The following is a 15,932-nucleotide window of genomic DNA, read 5'->3' as shown; positions in this document are numbered from 1 at the left end:
GCAAATGCTAAGAAATTTTTTTATCAGAAAATGAATCGGAGTTGAGTTAATGGGAAATATCGATATTTTTGAAATGATTGCAAGCAGCTATGATACGAGCGAAAGAACGGAAATTGCGAAACTTGCGGCAAATGCCATTCGTGAGCGTTTAGTCAATGCTACAACTAAAGATGCTATTGATTTTGGCTGCGGCACAGGCCTTGTAGGCATGTATCTACTAAATGACTTTCAATCTGTGCTATTTCTTGATGCATCGCAAAATATGGTGAAGCAAATACAACAGAAAATTACGGAATTTGATATTCAAAATGCATCTACATTATGTGTGGATATTGAAAATGAAAGCACAAAAAATTTGCAGGTCGACTGTATTTTCATGGCACAAGTATTATTGCATATTGAAAATACGGAATTCGTTTTATCAAAATTATATGAAATGTTAAAGGCAGATGGGCATTTGTTCATCGTTGATTTTGATAAAAATGGAAATATCACTTCAGACATGGTACACAATGGCTTTGAGCAAAAAAGGCTAGCAGAACTTTTAGCTAAAATTGGTTATAACAATATTCAATCTAAAACTTTTTATTATGGCGAAAAAATCTTTATGGCACAGGATGCTTCAATGTTTATTTTGGATTGTAAAAAATAAGGAATTTCATTGTACAATATTCTGAAACTTTGCTTACCTCCATTCGTATAGCAACTAAAGGAGGGATTTAATTGAAGAAATTTATAAGTTTTATCGGTATTTTCATAGCAGCTTATATCGCACTACAAATCGCTTCAGGTATGCTTTTAACATTGCTTTATAAACCAACACTCGATTTAATAACAGCTCCTTTATCATCAGAGGTTTCCTTTGGTGTTACAGGGACAAGCTATGTAGTAACGTTCTTTCTACCAATTATTGCAGCATGCTTAGCATATGGTGCTACTAAATTACTTGAGCGAAAAATAATATTTTAAAAAGAGCTAATGAAATAAGTAGGGAGTTGATGATTTGTTAAAGCTTTATATTACTAGACACGGCGAAACCGTATGGAATACCGAAGGAAGGCTACAAGGCTGGCAAGATTCTGACTTAATGGAAAGCGGTGTTAATAATGCTCTCGCCCTAGGCAATCGTTTAAAAGACGTAAAATTTGATGCCATTTATAGTAGCCCTAGTAAGCGAGCAACAAAAACTGCTACCCTTATTAAAGGCAATCGAAACCAACTAATTATTGAAGAGCCAAACTTGAGAGAAATCTTTTTAGGTGATTGGGAAGGTCAGACACATGAGGATGTAGAAAGACAGCAGCCAGAAGAATATCATGCGTTTTGGCATGCGCCCCACTTGTACAACCCGACATCTGGCGAAAGCTTTGAACAACTGCAAGCAAGGGTCACAGACTTTTTAAATCAACTAATCTCGCAACATAGTGCTGGAAATATTTTAATTGTTACACATACTGTATTTATTAAAATGTTATTAGTGTATTGTAAAAAGCAATCTATTGAACAATTATGGACCCCTCCTTATATACATGATACAAGCTTATCTGTTATTGTGATTTCCAATGGGCATATCAATATCATAATGGAAGGCGATATACACCATCGAAGTAGGGAATTGCTCAATGATTAGGCAGGCTGTCGGTGCTATCATATTTCACCAAGCTGAAATATTATTAGTACATAAAGTAAAAATAAGTACAATTCGAGATATGCAAATACAAGGTGAGTGGGATTTCCCAAAGGGCGGTATTGAGCATAACGATAAAAATTTAGAGGCTGCTCTGTTAAGAGAGCTTATGGAAGAAACAGGTTCTGTCAAATATAAAGTGTTGGAACAATTAGACGAGAAAATTATTTTCCATTTTGCTGAAGAATTTACGCACAAAACAGGCTACAAAATGCAAGAAACAACGATGTTTGTCATTGAATACACGGGGGACCGCTCCGATTTAATGCCACAAGACAATGAAATTAGAGCCATTGAATTTTTTAGCCCTAATGAAACACTTGCCAAATTAACACATCAAGACACCAAATTGTTTTTTGAAAAAGCTCTGAAAACATTAATCATATAAAATATGTAGTAATCGTAGGTGATACAATGAACTATATTATAAAACATGGTAGAAATTTTATGGCGATTTCAAATAATATAGAAGCAGATTACCATAAGCACTGGCTACTCCAAATATTTCTAAGTAGTCAAAAAGATTTTAATATTGAAGTGAATGGGCAGCTTATTTCTTGCAGTGCCATTATTGTAAATATGGATACACCTCATTTATTTGACGCTGAAGGAGAAGCTCATTTTACGATGCTGATTGACCCTACAACAGAGCTTGGGCGTGTACTTAGGAGGAAGTTATTAGAGCAGCCCTATTATATTTTCCCAAACGAAAACATCATCACTATGCAGCAAGCTTTTCAAAATGCTCTTGAACAAAAAAATCATACTACTATTATTTCCTTTGTTAAGAACATCATGGCTCAATTCGATTATCACCATATGAAGAATTTTGATAGTCGTGTTATGAAAGTATTGTCTCTTTTGGATAACTGTCCACATGAAGATGAATTTCATCAAATAAAATACTTTTCCCAAAAAACAGGGCTTTCTGAAAGTCGATTAGCACATTTATTTAAAGAAGAAACAGGTATTCCACTAAAAAGCTATACTGTTTTGCATAAACTTCAAATAGCATACGAAGCCATTTTTAATGGAGTTAGCCTGACAACAGCCGCGCTTGACGCTGGTTTCAATAGCCCATCTCATCTTGCATATACGAATAAAATGATGACTGGAATGTCTGCAACAAATATCATTAAAAATAGCGAGTTTTTGAAAGTTTACTAATAAGTACTTTGATAAAGTGTAATCAAACTAGAAGGAGGATTACACAATGAATAAGTACTTGCAAGAAACCCCATTACTGAATTTTTCCCATAGCTCAATACAAAAATTAATAGAGGCTATGCAGTGGGCAAACGAGAGTGATTTTCAGAAAATCAAAAAAATATACAATTTTGTGCGCGACGATATTGCCTTTGGATATAACAAAGACGATGCTATTCCCGCTTCAGAAATTTTAAAAGATAGATATGGGCAGTGCAACACAAAAGGAATATTATTTATGACATTATTGAGAGCAGTTGGAATACCTTGTCGAATTCATGGCTTTACCATTGATAAAAAACTGCAAAAAGGGGCTATGACAGGCCTAATTTACCAGCTCGCACCACAAAATATTGTACACAGCTGGGTGGAGGTGCAGTACGACGGACATTGGTATAACATCGAGGGCTTTATATTGGATAGTAGCTATTTAAAAAAGCTTCAAGAAAAGTTTGCTGATTGCGAAACTAGTTTTTGTGGCTACGGTGCAGCTACTAATAATCTTCAAAATCCACAAATAGACTGGGATGCGAATGATACTTATATTCAAAAAGAAGGCATTAATAATGACTTTGGCGTATTTAATTCACCTGATGAATTTTTCAAAAAACATCAACAGCGGCTGTCACCTTTTAAAAAATGGATTTATCAAACTATTATACGCAAATTGATGAACCGCAATGTAGAGAAAATTCGCAATTGAATTATAGTCGTTTGGATATTAGAGAAGGGGCATCCCAAAAGTAGTGCATTGCTGCTTTCGGGATGCTTTCTCATCAAATGAATCATTAGATAAAGTAGAGAAAAATAAGATGGGGCTGTCCAAAAAGCCGTGCATAGACGGCAGTTTGGACAGTGGCGATGATGTTTCGCAAAATGTTGATTCCTATAAAGTGAACCTTCAATCAGTGGGGGCTTTGCCCCCCACTGATTGGTAGTTTCACCATTCGGGTTTTTACAGGCTGTTTGATCCCCCACTTAAACATCTTGTTTTTATCTGCTGTTTTGAAGTGGGGGTATTACAGCCTGCTCCTGCGGTTACTCGTCGCAAACAAAATTTGTTAATACGCGATAAACAGGGAACGCCTCTTTTAAAAATGGGATGAACATTGATTTTAGCAGTGTTATCCTCCAGTAAAAGGGAAGTGATGAAAACATTGATTTCAATGCAGTGTCAAAACAAAATGGACTTTTCGGACAACTCCTTTGAATTTTCAAAACAAGCATAAAGCTCATTTTTCAGTGTGCTGAGAAGAAGCCCGACTTTTTGGGCAGCCCTTTTCTAACTTCAACACAATTTGTGGTTATTTCATATAGGTATTCAATGCTTTTTCAATATCGTTATTTAGTTTGTCGATATCCACTGTTGTTACTTCGATATTTTCGATTTTATATTTCTGTTTTAGCTGAATAATTCTGCGGACGCTATCATTAATTCTAGCTTCAGCTATTTCTCCATTATTTACTGCCGCCTTAATTTCTTTTATTGCTGATGTTACACTAGAAAAACCATGGGCAATTAAAATAATATCATTGCCAGCCTTTACAGAATCTACGGCAGCTTGCCCAATATCATAATGATTGGTGATAGCTTTCATTGTCATATCATCCGTCATAACAACGCCATCGAATCCAATTTGCTCCCTTAAAATATTTGTAATTATTTCCTTTGACATCGATGAAGGATATTTCTGATCAATCATTGGTAATAAAATGTGAGCTACCATAACTACATCTGCCCCATTTTCAATTGCCGTTTTAAACGGAATTAGCTCTAGCTTATTCAAATCATCTAAGCTTTTTGTCACCTTCGGTAATTCTAAATGGGAATCTACAGTGGTGTCCCCATGCCCAGGAAAATGCTTAATAACAGGGATTACCTGCTGAGATTCTAGTCCTTTCATCGTTTGAACCCCTAATTGACTAACAATATCCGGATTATCTGAAAATGAGCGATTACCGATAACTGGATTATTCGGATTGCTATTGACATCTAGCACTGGCGAAAAGTTAAGATTGAAGCCAAATGCTTTTAATTGCTGCCCTAATAATTTACCAACTTCAAATGAAAATTCAGGTTGGTTGATATTTCCAATTGCATTGTTCGATGGGAAATTTTTCAGTGGCCCCGGCAGTCGGACTACTGTGCCCCCCTCCTGATCGGTTCCAATAAAAATCGGTAGACGGTTATCCACATTTGCTCTCATCAAGTCATTAATAAGCGTTACTGATTGGTGGGGTGTTTCTAGATTATTAGCATAAAGAATCACTCCTCCAATCTTGAAATCCTGAATCAAGCTTGTTGTTTCCTGTTGAAGTTTTATGCCTGAAACCCCGGCAAACATCATTTGGCCAATTTTTTCATCCAATGACATTTGCTCAATCATTTCAGCCACTTCATCCTTTAGTTTTGTATAAACCGAAATATGATGAACACTAGGATTGATATCGATTTCTGTCGGTTTCGGTAGTATCCATTTTAGTTGATATGCCGGATTTACTTGGTAAACTAAAATAATCTGATTGGCCGTCTGATCCTGGTAATAACGAACTTCAGTAGGTTCACCCATACTATTTTTAATATCGGCTAAATGAATTTTCTGTATATTTGCATGAAAGGAACGGATATCAAAAGCTTGCGCATCTTGATAGCCGATTGTCACAGCCTTCTGTAAATAATCCTCATATATTCCATCTGCTATATCGGCTACTTGCTGCGGCTTCCCCCACTCCTGCTGAACCCCTTGCCTATCTGTCTCTCCAACAACGAATGACACATTTGGCACTTTGCCCTCTTGCGCAGAATCAATAATACGCTGAATAATTGTCTCCAAATTTTCAGATTCCTCCTCTTGAATTGGAGTTGGAGCAGGTTTAGAATCATCAGCCTTTTCTGGCATTGACCCTCTCTTCATACCAATAAACAAAAGCACTCCGGTTAGAACTATTATGAGAACTAGGAGTATACCCCATCTTTTTTTCCACATACCGCAAACCTCCTTATCCAGCATAATGCTAAAGGATGATGAAAAATACTAACATTCATTTATACGAATGTTAGTATTTACATTAGAAATTTTTATATTCTTTGCTGAATTGTGTGAGAATTGTGTGCGTGCCTGGCACCTTATTTTTTGAACTGAATATGATGCAAGTTCGCAAAAACGCCACCTGCTGCTACAAGCTCATCATATGTTCCTTGTTCCTCAATACCCTTCTGAGTTACAACGAAAACCTTATCTGCATTGCGAATTGTTGCAAGGCGGTGTGCGATAACAAGCGTTGTACGATTTTCTGCTAGCTCTGCTAGAGATTCTTGAATAATCATTTCTGTCTCAGTGTCTAAAGCGGATGTCGCTTCATCCAAAATTAAAATTGGTGGGTTTTTCAAGAACATTCGCGCAATCGCTAGACGCTGTTTTTGGCCGCCTGATAGTTTCAAGCCGCGCTCGCCAATTTGTGTTTCGTAACCATCGGGTAAGCCTTCAATAAATTCCTTCAAATGGGCACGATTAGCAGCAGCTTTTATTTCTTCAAAGGAAGCACCAAGCTTTCCATACTCAATATTTTCCCGAATCGTCCCTGTGAATAGGAAAACATCCTGCTGCACGATACCGATTTGCTCGCGTAATGATTTTTGTGTCATATCGCGCACATCCAAGCCATCAATAGTAATTGCCCCATCACTTATATCATAGAAGCGTGGAATTAATGAGCAAATCGTCGTTTTCCCCGCACCACTCGGACCAACAAAGGCAATTGTTTCACCAGCATTTAAGGAAAACGAAATATCTTTTAGCACCTGCTTCGTCTGGTCATAGTTAAAGCTCACATGCTCAAACGTAATATCACCGCGCAATGACGTCACATCAATCGCATTTGGCTTGTCCAACACTTCAGGCTCCTGCTCAATTAAATCGCGGAAGCGCTTGAAGCCTGCCATACCTTTTGGATAAAGCTCAAGTAATGCACTAATTTTATCGATTGGCTTAATTAAGACATTTGTATATAAAACAAAGCTCACTAATTCCCCCGCTGTTAACAGTTCATTATAAGTCAACCATGCGCCGACAACGAGTACGACAAGTGTCAAAAGTCGAGTCATCATATAAATACCTGAATGTGTGCCAGCCATCACTTTATAAGCATATAATTTTGCAGAGCGGAACAGTCCGTTTTGCTTGCGGAAGCGAGACATTTCAAAATCTTCATTTGTAAAAGATTTGACAACACGCACACCAGATACACTATCCTCAACACGTGCGTTAACATCGGCGATTTCACCGTACATCTTTTTCCATGCTTTGTTCATTTTAATATTACTAAACGTTACGAGCCATGTTAAAAATGGCACCATTACAAGTGCAATAAACGCTAATGTCGGATTGATGTTGAACATAATCGTAAATGCCCCGATAAACGTCATAATTGCAATAAAGAAATCCTCTGGGCCATGGTGTGCAAATTCACCGATATCAAATAAATCATTTGTAATACGGCTCATAATATGTCCTGTTTTTGTATTATCAAAGAAACGGAATGATTGCCTTTGCACATGATTAAATAGCTCTTGACGCATATCTGTTTCGATATTAATCCCAAGCTTATGCCCTAAATAGTTAACGATGAAATTCAAGAACGTACTTAAAATATATACGAGTAATAATAGTACGCTAATTTTTACAATCATTCCCCACTCGCCCGTCGGTAGCAATTTATCAATAAACCATTGCACAGCAAGCGGAAAAGCAAGCTCTAAAATCGCAACGATAATAGCGCTCGAAAAATCGACCATAAACAGACGTTTATGCGGTTTGTAATACGAGAAAAATTTTCCTAGCATTGTTTTGTCCTTTCTTGTGTTAACGGTAATTTACGTCCAAAATAGAAAATGATAATAAATATGGCTGCTAGCATAGCAGCAATGAATAGCAAGAAACTCATACTATCTACTAATTGTAAATAGCCCCCACCGAGAAATGGACCACTTAAGCTACCTAAGCTAAAGAAAATACCGCATAGTAAATTGCCATTTGGCAATAATTCCTTCGGTGTTAAATCTGTCATATACGTTATACCGAGCGAAAACATCGTGCCGACACACATTCCGGCAAGTGCAAAAAACATGACGACACCCCATTGCAAATGCTCGACGAAACTACATGTGGCAAAGATTACAGCTCCACTGAGTAAACCACCTAAAATCACCTTTCGTCGCCCAATTCTATCTCCAAGCATCCCTAAAGGAAGCTGCAAAGCGATTGTACCTATAGAAAATGCTGCAAGCACAAAGGAAACCATCGACACTTCAAAGCCTTTGCGCAAAGCATACACCGGAAAAATAGCATTTAATGAAGACTCTAAAAATCCATAGATAAAAGGCGGTAAAAATGCTACCCACGCATAGCGAAATACCAGCTTATAACGTGTCATGCTACTTGCCTGCTTTGTATCCCCCTTTAAAGCTTCAGGATGCTCATTCGCTAAAAAAAAGACAAGTGACCAAGCCAATAAACAAAGCACTGATGATACAACAAACGGCAACGCCTGTGAAATTTTAATTAAAGGAACAAAGAACGGGCCTAAAGCGAAACCAACGCTAAATGACAAACCATATATTGCCATGCTACGCCCTAATTTATGCTGAGGTGTAGAGGCCGTTAGCCATGTTTGTGTCGCAAAATGTAATGCATGATCACCAATACCTATAAGCAACCGGAGGAAAAACCAAAACATTATATTCTTCCATAATGGAAATGTCGCAAGTGAAATAAAAACAAGCGCTCCCCCGACTATAATCGTCGGCTTATAGCCAAATTTGCGTAGCGGCTTTTCAATAAAAGGAGAAATTAGCAAAGTGCCTATGTATAAGCCTGTTGCATTCAAGCCATTTAATGTTGTAGCGACACCATCTTGTTCAAAAATTACCGCAATTAATGGCAGAAGCATTCCTTGCGAAAATCCTGAAATGGAGACAATGGCTACTAAAATCCAAAATCGTTGCTTTTCATATGTTGCTGCCATCCATGTTGCCTCCGAAAAATTCTCTTTTCATCTATTAAAATATTGTACCATTTTTTCTACGGAAGTCGAAGTAAAGTTTGAATGGAAACAAAACAAAACCCTAGCAAACTTTATCTCTAAAAGTTTACTAGGGTTTTAAATTTCACTTATATCCACTAATTTTTGTATAAACTATTCCCTAGCTTCTTACTAGAAAATGTTTAAACTCCCTCCCATTCATCGTATATTTTGGCTACATGTTTTTTCCGATCAACCCTTTCTTTCATTTATTAAGATTACATTAACACAAAGTTAGAATAATGTAAATATTCTGAACAAAGAATTTTAAAAAAACTTTTCCTAAACATATGTATAATAGAGCTGATATCTTATTCAGAAAGGGGGCATATGATGAAGCCTATTACAAATAAAGAGCAGCAAGTTACCTATTTAAAAGAGCGCCTAGAAATTTTCCTTGAAGTGCTAGATGCCATTGACCCAGAAACGACAGAGCTTGACGATATCGATCGCCTTATTCAAATGATGGATGATTTAGAGGATAAAATGGAGCAATTCCACCAACGAACTGACATAGAAGAATAATTATCTAAATCAATTACGCCTCAGCATAATTGCGTTCAGATTTTTCGAGCTGTTTGGTGGAAGTTACCCTAAAGCCGTTACGTCCTGTGACAACGCTTAACTGACCTGCATCGCGCAGGCCTCTCTCCAAAATCCGTGAGAGTTTAGGTCAACACGATGTTGGTCACTCAGTCGTTGCCACAGGATACGCTAGTTTTAAACTGAGTTCTTCTTCATCAGCGGGCGCTAAAAGAAGTTAAAGGAGGAATATCGTCACTTAAGACGCTCCCCTTTTTTTAGTGGTCTGAAAGGAGTATAATGATGTTGGACACTTCATCTAGTAAAATTATTACTATTTGAAAATAACACATTTCATTACTATTTTTCGGGGGGAAAAATAACATGTCATATTTAGAAACTTTGGAGAAAAGCCTGTACAATTTAGTAACAGAAACATCTACAAACTTACCAAAAGACGTGCGCCGTGCGATTAAAATGGCAAAAGAGGCCGAAAACGCTGGTACACGTGCTGCAATGAGTTTAGATACGATTACAACAAATATTGTCATGGCAGAAGATAATGTCTCTCCAATTTGTCAGGATACAGGTTTACCAACATTCAAAGTATATACTCCTGTAGGCGTAAACCAAATCGAAATTAGAAAGGCAATCGAAACGGCGATTGCTGCGGCAACAGCTGATGCGAAATTACGTCCAAACTCAGTGGATTCATTAACTGGGAAAAACTCTGGAACAAATATTGGCGCTGGCCTCCCAGTAGTAAAATTCGAGCAATGGGAAAATGACTACATTACAGTGAAGCTCATTTTAAAAGGTGGCGGCTGTGAAAATAAAAATATCCAATATTCCTTACCTGCCGAATTGGAAGGCTTAGGTCGTGCAGGACGCGATTTAGATGGCATTCGTAAATGTATTTTACATGCTGTTTGGCAAGCACAAGGTCAAGGTTGTTCAGCTGGCTTTATCGGTGTAGGTATCGGCGGCGACCGTTCAGCAGGCTATGATTTAGCAAAAGAACAATTATTCCGTCATGTGGACGATGTCAATCCAATCGAAGATTTAGCAAAGTTAGAAGATTATATTGTAAAAACATCTAACACATTTGGCGTAGGTACGATGGGCTTCGGTGGCGAAGCAACATTATTAGGCTGTAAAATCGGTGTAATGGATCGCTTACCTGCTTCATTCTTCGTATCAGTAGCTTATAATTGCTGGGCATACCGTCGCATGGCAATTGATATTAATCCAGCAACTGGTGAAATCATCAATTGGCACTACCAAGAAGGTGAAAAAATCACATTCAAAGAAGAAGAGCAAACAGCGGCAACTACTGACAATGACAGCCAAGTTGTTGAATTAGTCGCACCAATTACAGAAGAAAAAATACGTTCTCTTAAAGTGGGCGACGTTGTAAAAATTTCTGGTCGCATGTACACAGGGCGTGATGCCATCCACCATCACTTAATTGGTGACGGTGTGGAGGCTCCTGTAGATTTAAACGGTCAAATTATTTACCACTGTGGTCCAGTTATGGCAAAAGACGACGAAGGTAACTGGGTAGTTAAAGCAGCAGGTCCTACAACATCAATTCGCGAGGAACCATACCAAGGCGATATTATGAAAAAATTCGGTATCCGCGCTGTTATGGGTAAAGGCGGCATGGGCCCAAAAACATTAAAAGCATTGCAAGAACATGGTGGCGTTTACTTAAATGCTATCGGAGGCGCTGCTCAGTACTATGCTGATTGTATTAAATCCGTAGATGGCGTTGATTTAATGGAATTTGGCATTCCAGAAGCTATGTGGCACTTAAATGTTGATGGTTTCACAGCAGTTGTTACAATGGATTCACATGGAAACTCGTTACACGCTGACGTTGAAAAATCTTCACTTGAGAAGCTAGCACAACACGCTGAGCGTATATTCTAAAAAAAATTAGGCTGTCCAAAAAGAAATTCCTTTTTGGACAGCCTTAGCTTCTATATTCAATATTCCCCAAAAAGCTTATGTTCCGATTGCTTTGCTTGCGGCCCAAAAATAATTCGCTCCTCGATGGTCGCAATATCCCGTCGCAAAGGGAGTTGTCCGAAAAGTCTATTTTGTTTTGACACCGCATTGAAATCAATGTTGTCATCGCTTCCCTTTTACTGAAGGATAACGATGCTAAAGCCAATGTTCATCCCATTTTTAAAAGAGACTTTCTCTGTTTATAGGAATCAACATTTTGCGAAGCATCGTCGCTACTGCCCAAAATGCCGGCTATGTACGGCTTTTTGGGCAGCTTCTTTTTTGCTTTTAATTTGTCATATAATAGCGTGTCAATTTTAAATTTATATTTATCCATCCCAGATGCCCGTTTAAGCCCTCTATTCTCCGCTCCTCATCCGTTACCACTATCCCTTTCATATTCATTTATACTTCAGCATGATTATTTTTATTGCTTTTTTTTATAATTACTCATATACTTTAATTATAATAATTCTAATTTAGAAATTAGACTAATCTAAATGAAAAACATTATCAAATAGCTAATAGTTTGTTAAATGAAAGTGAATTTCATTATCAAGGAGTGTTCATATGGATATTACTAATCGAGAAAAATTATCAATAAATGAGAAAATAGCAGAGCATAAAGAATTGATTGCTGCACTTGTTGCAGGCTTCATTATCGTTCTTGCTTGGCGTATGGATAGCAGTGGTCAATCAACAGCTGCCATTATCGCTTACTTAACCGCCTTCGTAATTGGTGGCTATGCAAAGGCAAAGGAAGGTATAGAAGATACAATTGAAAATAAAGCATTGAATGTGGAAATTTTAATGATTTTAGCTGCTATCGGTTCAGCAATTATCGGTTATTGGACAGAAGGAGCGATATTAATTTTTATTTTCGCAGTAAGTGGAGCGCTAGAAACTTATGCGATGAATAAAAGCCATAAGGAAATTTCTGCACTCATGGCATTACAGCCTGAGGAAGCATGGCTAGTGAGAGGCGGGTTTGAACCAATTAGCGTTCCTGTTGCCTCACTAAAAGTCGGAGATCATATTTTAGTAAAGCCCGGGGAGCGCATACCTGCCGACGGTACTGTCTTTAAAGGGGTATCTACTGTTGACGAGGCTGCTATCACTGGGGAATCTATGCCGATAACAAAAAATATAGAGGATACAGTTTTTGCTGGTACAGTTAACTTAAATGGTGTGTTAACGATTAAAGTATCAACACTTAGTTCGGAATCTTTATTTCAAAAAATCATTACGCTTGTACAGTCTGCGCAAAGCGAGAAATCCCCCTCTCAACAATTTATCGAGCGCTTCGAGGGAGTATATGTAAAAGGTGTGTTGACAGTTGTCGCATTAATGATGTTCCTACCTCATTTTTTATTAGGCTGGGATTGGACGACAACATTTTATCGCGCGATGGTGCTGCTTGTAGTTGCTTCACCGTGTGCTTTAGTTGCTGCGATTATGCCTGCTACACTAGCAGCGATTTCAAATGGAGCAAGGCACGGTATTTTATTCAAAGGTGGTTTACACTTAGAGCATTTAAGTGTATTACGCGCTTTGGCAGTAGATAAAACAGGTACATTAACTCAAGGTACACCTGCTGTAACGGATTTCATCGTCCGTAATGAAGAACAACGCATGCATACATTAGCGATTTTAGCTGCCATCGAAAAACACTCAAATCATCCTCTCGCACATGCGATTACCGCATATGCTCATGAGCAACGCGTGGAAAAAATAGAAGCAGCTATTGAGGATGTGCCGGGCTTTGGAATCAAAGCAGTTATCCACAACAAGCAATATATTGTAGGAAAGCCTGATTTCGTTGGTTACGAGGCTTCACAAAACTTCGCAAATGGGGCTGCGGAAAAGCTTGCTTCACAAGGGAAAACGGTTATCTTTTTAAAAGATGAGGAAGGTATTGTAGCGCTCGTTGCGATGCAGGACATCGTACGAGAAGAAGCAAAACAAGCTGTTGCGCTACTGCAAGAGCTCAATATTAATGTTACAATGCTCACTGGGGATAATGAAAAAACGGCTAAAGCAATAGCCGCACAGTCTGGTGTCGATGCGTATGTTGCTGAATGTTTGCCAGAGGTGAAAGTACAGTATATTAAAGAATATCTTACAAAATATAAAACAGTCGCGATGGTTGGTGACGGTATCAACGATGCTCCAGCGCTTGCTACTGCTACAGTAGGTATTGCAATGGGAGGCGGTACAGACGTTGCCCTTGAAACAGCCGATGTTGTACTAATGAAAAATGATTTATCGAAAATTGCCTACGCTGTTAAGCTATCACGTAAAATGCAACGTATTGTAAAGCAAAACATTATCTTTTCATTAAGTGTTATCGTTTTATTAATTGCATCAAACTTTTTCCAAGTAATTGATTTACCTCTTGGCGTTCTTGGCCATGAAGGAAGCACCATTTTAGTTATTTTAAATGGCTTGCGCATGTTAAAAAATATATAGAAGAGGAGTTGTCTGCAAGCAGGCTAGGGCGCCGCTTACAGACAACTCCTTCTATGTTTATTGAAAGGTTAAAATTTATCAAACAAGAAATGTTCCCTTATTCTCCTTCGCTTTCTTGGCTAAAAAGAGGTTTTGCAAAGCTGCATTTAATAAGCCGCCTAAAATTAAAATCATCCCCGTTAAATAGAGCCATAGCATGAGCACAATCACCCCTGCGATACTACCATATGTAGCACCGAAGTTGCTAAAGCTACTAACATAAAATGAAAAGCCATATGTTAAAGCTAACCAGCCTAAAGTAGCAAAAGCTGCCCCTGGAATAATGCTAATTAATGAAAGACGCGGGTCAGTATTTGGCACAACCCAATACATTAATATTAATACCGCGAAAATAATGATGTTTGGCATAATCCAGCGAAGCAATGTCCAAGTGGATTCAAATGAACTTTCTATCCCAATATAAGAAAATATAAAGCTACCAATCTGCTTACCGAAAACAGGAAAGACTAGTGCGATTAATATAATGCCTATAAAAGCTAATGTAAAAAGAAGCGCCCATAAGCGATTGACTACACCTGATTTTCCTTCTACATCATAAGCACGATTCAAGCCTTTAATTAATGCATCAATGCCGCGTGAGGCCGACCAAACTGTACCGATAATCCCGAGCGATAATAGCCCGCCATTCGTCGTCGTTAAAATCTCACCAACTATATTTTCTGTCAATACATATACTTCCTCGGGCATAATATCTGCCATAAACTCAAACACTTGATGACGCTGTAGGTTCAAATACGGTAGCAATGTAACTAAAAATATAAGTAAAGGAAAAAATGATAACAGAAAAAAGTAGGCAAGTTGTGCACCCATTCCTGATATATCAGCACGTTTCACACGTGCAAACATATCTTGAAAAAAACCTTTTGGTGTTGTGACATCAATATTAGCCTCTGTGGGCGCAATAAAGGATTTCCAGAAGGCAATAGTGCCTGATGCATTCTTTTTAAACTCTTTCATCAAGCTCTCCCTCCCTCTGCTCCTTACTATGCATTACTTTTTGAAAAAGCATCCTTCGTTTCAGTTACCAAGCTCTTTACTGTATTTGGTAATGTTTTCGCATCATCTACATGCTCCATAATAGAGGCGATATTGTTTGTTACATCCGCATATAGTGACTGAGCCTGCTCCATTTTCGTTTCAATTAACTCCTGCAATTCATCACGATTTTGCGAATAATAAGAAACCGTTTCCTTAACCTTTTTAGATGTTTCTATTGTATGCTGGCGCGTTTGCTTATCTAACATGCTAAGTGCTGCTCCCGCCAATGCACCGAAAATGATAGCTGGTACTAGTTTACTTTTCATTACTTTTCCTCCGCTCTTTCGTGTATTATTCCCAATTCTTTTCAAAGTAAAACGTTACTTACTGTTATTGTAACTAAATTTCTCTATTTTTGAAAGCATCCCTACATTCGCCGTTATTCATAAAAATATGTTATAATAGGTCGGATTAATCCATTTATTTTGAAAGGTAGGCTAACAATGGACTTAACAATCCCATCTAAAGAGAATGTTATTTATATGGTTGAACAAATTAAAGAAAAACTACGCATGGTAAATGTCGATGCAATGAAATCTGAACATTTCAATGAAAAGCACTATGAAGATTTATGCTATTTGTACGAAATGGTGATGAAGCGCGATACTTTCAGTCCTAGTGAAATGAATGCGATTGTCGCTGAGCTAGGCTCTTTGCGTAAATAAATAGGAGCGTCCCAAAAGCAGTGCGGTTGCCTGCTTTTGGGACGCTTATATTTGTGTCTTATAAAAATAATGAGTAATTCAAAAGATAAATAGCTGTTTTTAAAAAGTTATAAACAGTAAATCAAGCGGCTTTCATGTTGCATTTAAAATGAATAAACAAATATCAGCTTTTCGAACTCACTTCACCTTCAATA

15 protein-coding genes are annotated in these 15,932 nt (G+C 37.8%); 10 read left to right on the top strand and 5 right to left on the bottom strand.

The features are described from left to right. The first annotated feature begins 49 nt into the window (after nt 1-49). The 6 genes from MHB51_RS15440 (at nt 50) to MHB51_RS15415 (ending at nt 3,596) form a co-directional block, all read left to right on the top strand. Nucleotides 50-652 (top strand): class I SAM-dependent methyltransferase, encoded by a 603-nt coding sequence (locus tag MHB51_RS15440; RefSeq protein ID WP_342558524.1) that lies wholly within the window; start codon nt 50-52, stop codon nt 650-652. 71 nt (nt 653-723) lie between these two features. Beyond that, nucleotides 724-969, top strand: a complete 246-nt coding sequence (locus MHB51_RS15435) for a hypothetical protein (RefSeq protein WP_066164853.1) — start codon at nt 724-726, stop codon at nt 967-969. A 34-nt stretch (nt 970-1,003) separates the two neighbouring features. Next, a complete protein-coding gene (locus MHB51_RS15430) occupies nt 1,004-1,630 on the top strand; it encodes a histidine phosphatase family protein (RefSeq protein WP_066164850.1) in 627 nt (208 codons plus the stop codon). After that, a complete protein-coding gene (locus tag MHB51_RS15425) occupies nt 1,623-2,075 on the top strand; it encodes an NUDIX hydrolase (protein WP_342558523.1) in 453 nt (150 codons plus the stop codon). Before MHB51_RS15430 ends, MHB51_RS15425 begins: the two co-directional genes overlap by 8 nt. A gap of 26 nt (nt 2,076-2,101) precedes the next feature. Beyond that, nucleotides 2,102-2,854, top strand: a complete 753-nt coding sequence (locus MHB51_RS15420) for a helix-turn-helix domain-containing protein (RefSeq protein WP_342558522.1) — start codon at nt 2,102-2,104, stop codon at nt 2,852-2,854. 46 nt (nt 2,855-2,900) lie between these two features. After that, the gene (locus MHB51_RS15415) at nt 2,901-3,596 is read left to right on the top strand and encodes a transglutaminase-like domain-containing protein (RefSeq protein WP_342558521.1); all 696 of its coding nucleotides are present in this window, start codon (nt 2,901-2,903) and stop codon (nt 3,594-3,596) included. Between the two features lie 601 nt (nt 3,597-4,197). Here MHB51_RS15415 and nagZ read toward each other — a convergent pair. The 3 genes from nagZ to MHB51_RS15400 form a co-directional block, all read right to left on the bottom strand. Next, nucleotides 4,198-5,793 (bottom strand): beta-N-acetylhexosaminidase, encoded by a 1,596-nt coding sequence (nagZ, locus tag MHB51_RS15410; RefSeq protein ID WP_342558520.1) that lies wholly within the window; start codon nt 5,791-5,793, stop codon nt 4,198-4,200. 227 nt (nt 5,794-6,020) lie between these two features. Next, complete coding sequence (locus tag MHB51_RS15405; protein ID WP_066164834.1) at nt 6,021-7,736, bottom strand: ABC transporter ATP-binding protein; 1,716 nt, start codon at nt 7,734-7,736, stop codon at nt 6,021-6,023. After that, nucleotides 7,730-8,917 carry an MFS transporter gene (locus MHB51_RS15400; protein WP_066164831.1) on the bottom strand — a complete coding sequence of 396 codons (1,188 nt, stop codon included), beginning with the start codon at nt 8,915-8,917 and terminating at the stop codon, nt 7,730-7,732. Before MHB51_RS15400 ends, MHB51_RS15405 begins: the two co-directional genes overlap by 7 nt. A 387-nt stretch (nt 8,918-9,304) precedes the next feature. On the opposite strand from MHB51_RS15400, the gene MHB51_RS15395 reads away from it, so the two are divergent. The 3 genes from MHB51_RS15395 (at nt 9,305) to MHB51_RS15385 (ending at nt 13,975) form a co-directional block, all read left to right on the top strand. Then, nucleotides 9,305-9,499 carry an SE1561 family protein gene (locus tag MHB51_RS15395; RefSeq protein WP_201261966.1) on the top strand — a complete coding sequence of 65 codons (195 nt, stop codon included), beginning with the start codon at nt 9,305-9,307 and terminating at the stop codon, nt 9,497-9,499. 381 nt (nt 9,500-9,880) lie between these two features. After that, nucleotides 9,881-11,428, top strand: coding sequence for a fumarate hydratase (locus MHB51_RS15390; protein WP_066164826.1), 1,548 nt, complete (start codon nt 9,881-9,883; stop codon nt 11,426-11,428). A gap of 648 nt (nt 11,429-12,076) precedes the next feature. Further along, nucleotides 12,077-13,975 (top strand): heavy metal translocating P-type ATPase, encoded by a 1,899-nt coding sequence (locus MHB51_RS15385; RefSeq protein WP_107943644.1) that lies wholly within the window; start codon nt 12,077-12,079, stop codon nt 13,973-13,975. 78 nt (nt 13,976-14,053) lie between these two features. On the opposite strand, the gene MHB51_RS15380 is transcribed toward MHB51_RS15385, so the two are convergent. Next, nucleotides 14,054-14,992: a YihY/virulence factor BrkB family protein gene (locus MHB51_RS15380; protein ID WP_066164821.1), complete on the bottom strand. Its 939-nt coding sequence runs from the start codon at nt 14,990-14,992 to the stop codon at nt 14,054-14,056. Between the two features lie 26 nt (nt 14,993-15,018). Next, nucleotides 15,019-15,339: a hypothetical protein gene (locus MHB51_RS15375; protein ID WP_066164818.1), complete on the bottom strand. Its 321-nt coding sequence runs from the start codon at nt 15,337-15,339 to the stop codon at nt 15,019-15,021. 177 nt (nt 15,340-15,516) lie between these two features. Here MHB51_RS15375 and MHB51_RS15370 point away from each other — a divergent pair, with 177 nt between their 5' ends. Further along, nucleotides 15,517-15,738 carry a DUF1128 domain-containing protein gene (locus MHB51_RS15370; RefSeq protein ID WP_066164815.1) on the top strand — a complete coding sequence of 74 codons (222 nt, stop codon included), beginning with the start codon at nt 15,517-15,519 and terminating at the stop codon, nt 15,736-15,738. The last annotated feature ends 194 nt before the right edge of the window (nt 15,739-15,932 follow it).

Origin of the sequence: Metasolibacillus sp. FSL K6-0083 (assembly GCF_038630865.1) — a bacterium.
GTDB lineage: Bacteria > Bacillota > Bacilli > Bacillales_A > Planococcaceae > Metasolibacillus > Metasolibacillus fluoroglycofenilyticus.
Note: the sequence above shows the minus strand (reverse complement) of the source record. Positions and strands in the feature narration are given on the sequence as shown.